General features: G+C 68.5%; 8 protein-coding genes. 4 read left to right on the top strand and 4 right to left on the bottom strand.

Features of this window, described 5'->3' with window-relative positions:
* On the bottom strand, positions 1-462 hold a 462-nt coding region (locus Q0L11_RS10175; RefSeq protein ID WP_296597072.1), incomplete at its 3' end, for a response regulator.
* A 286-nt stretch (positions 463-748) separates the two neighbouring features.
* On the opposite strand from Q0L11_RS10175, the gene Q0L11_RS10170 reads away from it, so the two are divergent.
* The 3 genes from Q0L11_RS10170 to Q0L11_RS10160 all read left to right on the top strand — a co-directional run bounded on the left by Q0L11_RS10170 (position 749) and on the right by Q0L11_RS10160 (position 2912).
* Positions 749-1105, top strand: coding sequence for a hypothetical protein (locus Q0L11_RS10170; RefSeq protein WP_296597070.1), 357 nt, complete (start codon positions 749-751; stop codon positions 1103-1105).
* Positions 1106-1170: 65 nt separating this feature from the next.
* Entirely contained in the window at positions 1171-2508 is a 1338-nt protein-coding gene (gene fliI, locus Q0L11_RS10165) for a flagellar protein export ATPase FliI (RefSeq protein ID WP_296597068.1), read from the top strand.
* Entirely contained in the window at positions 2505-2912 is a 408-nt protein-coding gene (locus tag Q0L11_RS10160; RefSeq protein ID WP_296597066.1) for a flagellar export protein FliJ, read from the top strand. Before fliI ends, Q0L11_RS10160 begins: the two co-directional genes overlap by 4 nt.
* On the opposite strand, the gene Q0L11_RS10155 is transcribed toward Q0L11_RS10160, so the two are convergent.
* Positions 2909-3742, bottom strand: coding sequence for a LysR family transcriptional regulator (locus Q0L11_RS10155; protein ID WP_296597064.1), 834 nt, complete (start codon positions 3740-3742; stop codon positions 2909-2911). The genes Q0L11_RS10160 and Q0L11_RS10155 overlap by 4 nt on opposite strands.
* An 83-nt stretch (positions 3743-3825) precedes the next feature.
* On the opposite strand from Q0L11_RS10155, the gene Q0L11_RS10150 reads away from it, so the two are divergent.
* The gene (locus tag Q0L11_RS10150) at positions 3826-4755 is read left to right on the top strand and encodes an MBL fold metallo-hydrolase (protein WP_296597062.1); all 930 of its coding nucleotides are present in this window, start codon (positions 3826-3828) and stop codon (positions 4753-4755) included.
* 3 nt (positions 4756-4758) lie between these two features.
* Here the strand turns inward: Q0L11_RS10150 and Q0L11_RS10145 are convergent, their stop codons facing one another.
* A complete protein-coding gene (locus tag Q0L11_RS10145; RefSeq protein WP_296597060.1) occupies positions 4759-5121 on the bottom strand; it encodes a DUF4282 domain-containing protein in 363 nt (120 codons plus the stop codon).
* Between the two features lie 108 nt (positions 5122-5229).
* On the bottom strand, positions 5230-6973 hold a 1744-nt coding region (locus Q0L11_RS10140), incomplete at its 5' end, for a flagellar biosynthesis protein FlhA (protein ID WP_296597058.1).

Genomic DNA, 6973 nt, shown 5'->3' with positions numbered 1-6973 from the left:
TTCCTTGCCGGTCAGGTGGACGCGGTTGGAATTCACTTCCACCGTCTTGGCGTCCAGGTTGACCGTGATGTCGCCGGTCTTGATCACCGACTGGGCGTGGCCCTTCGAGCGGCGGACCACGGCGTGGATGCGGGCGACCAGTTCGTCCTTGTGGAACGGCTTGGTCATGTAGTCGTCGGCGCCGCCCGAGAAGGTCTTCACCTTGGTCTCGATTTCGGCGGTGCCCGACAGGATCATGATCGGGGTATTGATTTTACCGACGCGCAGGGTCCGCAGGACGTCCATGCCGCTCATGTCCGGCAGATTCAGGTCCAGGAGGATCAGGTCGTAGTCGTAGATCTTGCCCAGATCGACGCCTTCTTCCCCCAAGTCCGTCGTATAGACGTTGAAACCTTCCGATTTGAGCATCAATTCGATGCTCTGCGCGGTGGCGCTGTCGTCTTCGATCAACAATACGCGCATTGGCCTCTCCTGCCGCGTCGCCGCATTCCCCCACGAATTCTGGTGAATCCGCGTTATGCCTTGCCGTTAACCTGCCCTACCGTCCTTTAAGACAGGTTAATGGTCGCTGGCCCCGACACCCGAATCGTTAATCTGATTTCGGAATCGGACTCAAGCTGGGCCGGCCGGCGGCCGAGTCGGGGCGGCGTTGAATCTTTTGTGATTGGACGGCAGCGGCGAAACAGGGGGCGGGAACGCCTTGCGGCGCAAGGGGTTTTGACCGGGACCAGAAGGCCGGAGAAACCCGATGACCGACCATCCTGAAACCCTCGCGCCGTACCGGATGCCCTGGGCCCGCGACTCCATGAAGCAGGCCGGCGCGCTAACCCCACTCCTTAGGTATGTTCCGAAAAACCCGCTGTTCCTGATCGGGGCCGCGGCCATCGGCGTCGCCGGGGTGCTGGCGTGGCGCAATCGCGAGAAGATCGCCGAGACGGCGTCGCCGATGATCGAGGAGGCGAAGGCCAAGGGCCAGGCGCTGATCGAGGACGCCAAGATCAAGGGCGAAGAGCTCATCGACCAGGCCAAGGCGACCGGCGAAGCGGTGGCGGCCAAGACGCGTCGTAGAGCCGCACCGAAAGCCACCATTCCCGACCTTCACTGACGGCGGTTCTTCACAACCCCTTAAGCACGGCGGCCCAATCTCCCCAGCGTAGCTGAGGGGTGTGCGTGAAGAGCCTCGTCGCCGCGGTCGAGCGGCTTGATCCATTGACGGTGTCGGGCCGCGTCGCGGCCGTGAACGGGCTCTTGATCGAGGCCCGTGGCGGGCTGTCCCGCCTGGCCGTCGGAGCGCGCGCCGAGATCGACCGTTTCGCCGAGAAGCCTGTCGCCGCCGAGGTGGTGGGCTTCCGAGAGAACCGCGCGCTGCTCATGCCGTTCGGCCCCGTCGAGGGCGTGGCGCCCGGCGCCGAGATCCGCATCCAGCCCCTAGGCTCGGCCGTGCGCCCGACGAAGGCCTGGCTGGGCCGGATCGTCGATGCGTTCGGCGAGCCCATCGACGGCAAGGGCCCGCTGCCCCAGGGCATCGCCGCGTATCCGCTGCGCGCGTCCCCGCCGTCGGCGCACGCCCGCGGCCGGGTGGGCGAGCGCCTGGACCTCGGCGTGCGGGCCATGAACGTCTTCACCACCTGCTGTCGGGGCCAGCGCCTGGGCGTCTTCGCCGGCTCGGGCGTGGGCAAGTCGGTGCTGCTCTCCATGCTGGCCAAGAACGCCGATTGCGACGCCGTCGTGGTGGGCCTGATCGGCGAGCGGGGCCGCGAGGTTCGCGAATTCATCGAGGAGACCCTGGGCGAGGAAGGTCTGCGCCGCGCCATCGTCGTGGTAGCCACCTCGGACGAACCGGCGCTGAAGCGCCGGCAGGCCGCCTACATGACCATGGCCATCGCCGAGTACCTGCGCGACCAGGACATGGAAGTCCTTTGCCTGATGGACTCGGTCACCCGCTTCGCCATGGCCCAGCGCGAGATCGGCCTGGCCGCAGGCGAGCCGCCGACCACCAAGGGCTATACACCGACCGTCTTCACCGAATTGCCGAAGCTTCTGGAGCGCGCCGGTCCCGGCCCGATCCGCCCGGACGGCACTCAGGCGGGCCCGATCACCGGCCTCTTCACCGTGCTGGTGGACGGCGACGACCACAACGAACCGATCGCCGACGCGGTGCGCGGTATCCTGGACGGCCACATCGTCATGGAGCGCGCCATCGCCGAGCGGGGCCGCTTCCCGGCGATCAACGTACTGAAGTCCATCAGCCGGACCATGCCGGGCTGCCAGTCGATGGAGGAGCGCCAGGTGGTGCGCGCCGCCCGCGAGAGCCTGTCGGCCTACGCCAACATGGAAGAACTGATCCGCATCGGCGCCTATCGCGCCGGAGCGGACCCCACCATCGATCGGGCGATCGCCCTCAATCCGGCTGTCGAGCAGTTCCTGTCACAGGACCCGAACGACGCCACCGGCCTCGACGAATCCTTCGCCGGGCTTGCCGACATCCTGAACGGAGCCGCCGCGTGAGTTGGGCCGACTCTCTGATCAAGCTTTCCACCTACGAGGCCGAGGTCCTGCAGAAGCGGCTGGCCGAGATCGTCGACCGCCGTGTCGCGGTCGAGATGCGGCTGGCGATGCTGGAGGCCGAGGGCGAGGCCGAGCGCGCCTTCTCCGCGCAGGAGGCCGCGGCGGGGATCTACCGCGCCGGCTTCTTCGAGGGGCTGAAGGTGCGAAAGGCCAAGATCCAGGCCGAGATCGACGTGATCCTCGTCGAGGAGCAGGGCGCCCGCGAAGCCCTGGCCGAGGCGTTCGAGGCCCAGAAGAAGTACGAGCACATCGCCGAGGGCCTGAAGGTCGAGGCCCGCAAGGTCCAGGGCCGGATCGAGGCCGCCCAACTGGACGAACTGGGCCTGCGCAAGAAGGCCGGCTAAGCGGCCAGGCGGCCCTGACCTCCGCCCGTGAAGGCTTCCAGGATCCGAGTGACGGCCGGCGAGCCGGCGTCCGCCCGGCGGTAGGCGAGGCCCACCTCGCGTTTCAGCGACAGGTCGCTCAGCGGCCGGATCGCCGCCGTGGTCGCGGCGGGAACGACGCCTTCGGGCAGCACGGTGGCGCCGAGACCGGCTTCCACCAGGGCGATGGCCCATTCCTCGGTTGTGGCGACGGCGGCCACCTGTGGCTTGAAGCCCAGGTCGGCGGTAGCCTCGGCGTTCTCGCAGTTGCAGCGCGCCACCAGCGGGACGTCGGCCAAGTCGGCGATGGCGAGCGACGGCTTTAGGCGCAGGTCGTGGCGCGGGGGCAGGGCGACGACGTAGCCCTCGGACCAGAGCGGCATGAACGCCTCGGTCTCGGCCGCCATGGCGCGGGCCACGATGCGGGCGTCGCAGGGCTCGTGCGCGCCGACCAGGGACAGGCGCACCGCCGGATCCTCGGAGAGCGGACGCAGCAGGCCGAGGGTGCGCGGGATGTCGAGGCTGAGCATCAGGCCCAGGACGACGCCGGTGGCCGGTGGCGCGGCGAACAAGGCCTTGAGCGAGAGCGCGTCGTCCACCAGGCGGCGGGCCCGGGCGTAGAGCGAGTCCGCCGCGGCGGTGGCGGCGACGCCCTTGCGATGCCGCACGAACAGCACCGTCTCCAGCTCGCGCTCCAGGCTGGCTAAGGCGGCCGAGATCGAGGGCTGGGAGATGAAGCAGCGGCGCGCGGCGGCGGTGACGCTGCCGGTCTCGTAGACGGCCAAAAAGTAGCGTAGCTCGCGCAGTTCCATAGTCGCTACCTATGGCAGGGTTCAGAAGTCCATATTTTACGTATGTCGGGCGGCGCGCAAGGGTGAGGCGTCAGGAGAACCTCATGCCTTTGCACAAATTCACCGTCATCCTCGCCGCCCTGGTCGCCGGCGTCTCCATCGCCGCCTGCCAGGCGCCGCCCGCGGCGGCCGAACTGGCGGTCCCGTCCGCGCCGCCTGCCGCCCATCCGCCGGCCGGGATGCGGATCGCCGCCCTGCCTTCGGGTTCCACGCAGTCCTCCGCCGCCATGGCCTATGAAGGCGGCCGGCGCGACGACAAGCGGACCTTCGTGGCCGGGGCGATCCTGGTCGACCATCCGAAAGGCAAGCTGCTGTTCGACGCGGGGTACGGCCGCGACCTCGCCGAGCATTTCAAGACCGCGCCGAAGATCATGCAGCTCTCGGTCAAGCCGGTCCTGACGCGGCCGGTGGTTGAGCAACTGTCGGCGGCCGGGGTGAAGCCGTCGGACCTGAAGGCCATCGTCCTGACCCACGCGCACTGGGACCACGTCAGCGGCGTGGCCGCCCTGCCGGGCGCGCCGGTGTGGGTGAGCCGGGACGAGATGGCGTTCATCCGGAGCGGCGCCGCGGCCGCGACCCTGGCGCGGAAGATCGGGCTGAAGGACTACCGCGCTTACGACTTCCCCGACGGTCCTTACGAAGGTTTCGCCCGGAGCTGGGACGTCTTCGACGACGGCAGCGTCGTGCTGGTTCCCGCGGCCGGCCACACGCCGGGTTCCATTGTGGCCTTCGTGAGCACGCCGGATGGACGGCGCTACGCGCTGATCGGCGATACGGCGTGGCAGGCTGAAGGCGTCACGCTTCCTGCGCAGAAGCCGATGCTCACCCGCTTTGTCGACGAGGACGCGGCGGCGACCAAGGCCCTGCTGGAAAAGCTGCATGCCTTGAAGCAGGCCCAGCCGAACCTGGTGATCGTGCCGGCGCACGATGCGCGGGTGTGGGCGACGCTGCCGACCCTGGCTGCCGTGAACTGAGGGCTACTTGCCCTGGCGGGCGCGTTCGGCCTCCACGTCCTGGCGCAGGATGTGGAGGTCTTCGCTGATCTTGAAGATGGTGACGTAGAATTCGCAGAAGGCGCGCCACAGCAGGACGGCCACGAACACGCCCAAGGCGCCGATCACCAGCACGCCGACGGCGAGCAGGAAGCCCATGATGTTGCCTTCGCGGATCGCCACGCCGACGCTGGCGCCCAGGACGCCGAAGGCCATGATGCCGATGATGGCCAGGCCCGCCCAATAGACCAGGTGGACCACGCCGCCGGTGATCAGGCGCTCGAAGGTCAGCAGGTCCCAGAGGAACTGGCCGTTCGCGCTCTGGGGTCGCTGTAGGGGTCGCCGCATCCGCAATCCGAGACTCAGTGGCCGGGCGTTCCGCCCGTCAGGCCCGAACCGCTATCAGCGGACGGGTCGGCCTGCAACGTCCATGGCGGCGCAGCAGGCGGCGGGGCGTCAGATCGAGCCCACGGTCTTCAGGCGGGCCCGCGGGTGGATCTCGTTCTGGCTCATCACCGGCGTCTGGCCGCGGAAGCGTTCGATGATCGAGCGCACGTAGGGGCGGATCGTCGGGCTGGTGAGCAGCACGGGGCTGTCGCCGGCCAGCGCGGCCTGTTCGAAGGTCTCGCGCACGCCGCGGATGAATTCCTGCAGGCGCGAAGGGGCGAGGGCGAGCTGCTTCTCCTCGCCGGACCCCACAAGGGCGTCGGCGAAGGCGTTCTCCCAGTCCGCCGACAGGGTGACGATGGGCAGGGCGCCGTCGTCGCCGCGGTAGGCGTAGCAGAGCTGGCGGGCGAGGCGTCCGCGGACCTGCTCCACCAGCAGGGTGATCGAGCTGGTGTGCGGCGCGGCCTCGCCGATGCCTTCCAGGATGGCGCCGAGGTCACGGATCGAGATGCGCTCGCGCAGCAGCGCCTGCAGCACGCGCTGCACGGTGGTGGCGGTGACGACGCTGGGGATCAGGTCTTCGCTGAGCTTCTTCTGCTCGGCCGGCAGGTCCTTGATGAGCTTCTGCACCTCGGCGTAGCTCAGCAGGTCCGGCATGTTGTCCTTCAGCACCTCGGTCAGGTGCGTGGTCAGGACCGTGGCCGGGTCGACGATGGTGTAGCCGCGGAAGGTGGCTTCCTCCCGTAGGCCGTCATCGATCCAGGTCGCCGGCAGGCCGAACGCCGGCTCCTTCATATGCTCGCCGGGGAGCTCCACCTGGCCGCCGCGCGGGTCCATGGCCATGAGCTGGCCGATCCGCACTTCGCCGGCGCCGGCCTCCATCTCCTTGATGCGCAGGCTGTAGCCCTGGGAGGGGAGGCGCATGTTGTCGAGGATCCGGACGCTGGGCATGACGAAGCCGAAGTCGGTCGCCAGCGTGCGGCGCAGGGCCTTAATCTGGTCGGTGAGCCGGCGGCCCTCCAGGTCGTTGATGAGCGGCAGCAGCCCGTAGCCCAGCTCGATCTTGATCTCGTCGATCGCCAGGGTCTGGCTGATGGGCTCGTCCTCGGCGGCGGGGGCGGCCGGGGCGACCTCCACGATCTCCGGCTCGGCCTTGGCCTGGGAGCGCCGCCAGGCCAGCATCCCGGCGCCCATCGACAGGGCGGCGAAGGGGATGATGGGCATGCCGGGGATAACGGCCAGGAAGCCCGAGGCGGCCGAGACCATGCCCAGGCTGAGAGGATTGCTGGCGAGCTGGGTGACCAGGGCTTTGTCGGCGGCGCCTTCGACGCCGGCCTTCGACACCAGGAAGCCGGCGGCGATCGAGATGATCAGGGCGGGGATCTGGGAGACCAGGCCGTCGCCAATCGACATGATCGTGTAGGTCGAGAACGCCTGCCCGATCGGCACCTTGTGCTGGATCACCCCGATCAGTATGCCGCCGACGACATTGATGGCGAGGATGACCAGGCCGGCGACGGCGTCGCCGCGGACGAATTTGCTGGCGCCGTCCATGGCGCCGAAGAACGTGCTCTCCTGCTCCAGCTCCTTGCGGCGCTTCTTGGCCTCGTCCTGGTCGATCAGGCCGCTCGACAGGTCGGCGTCGATGGCCATCTGCTTGCCGGGCATCGAGTCGAGGGTGAAGCGGGCTGCGACTTCCGCGATGCGGCCCGAACCCTTGGTGATGACGACGAAGTTCACGACGACAAGGATCGCGAAGACGATCACGCCGATGATGAAGTTGCCGCCCATCATCAGCTTGCCGAACGTCTCG

Source organism: Phenylobacterium sp. (assembly GCF_024508875.1).
Lineage (GTDB): Bacteria > Pseudomonadota > Alphaproteobacteria > Caulobacterales > Caulobacteraceae > Phenylobacterium.
The sequence above is the reverse complement of the archived record's forward strand: the minus strand, read 5'-3'. Positions and strand labels throughout refer to the sequence as shown.

Coding starts and splice junctions, on each gene's coding strand:
- Q0L11_RS10170 (WP_296597070.1), top strand. CDS start 749: ATGACCGACCATCCTGAAACCCTCGCGCCGTACCGGATGCCCTGGGCC.
- Q0L11_RS10155 (WP_296597064.1), bottom strand. CDS start 3,742: ATGGAACTGCGCGAGCTACGCTACTTTTTGGCCGTCTACGAGACCGGC.
- Q0L11_RS10150 (WP_296597062.1), top strand. CDS start 3,826: ATGCCTTTGCACAAATTCACCGTCATCCTCGCCGCCCTGGTCGCCGGC.
- Q0L11_RS10145 (WP_296597060.1), bottom strand. CDS start 5,121: ATGCGGCGACCCCTACAGCGACCCCAGAGCGCGAACGGCCAGTTCCTC.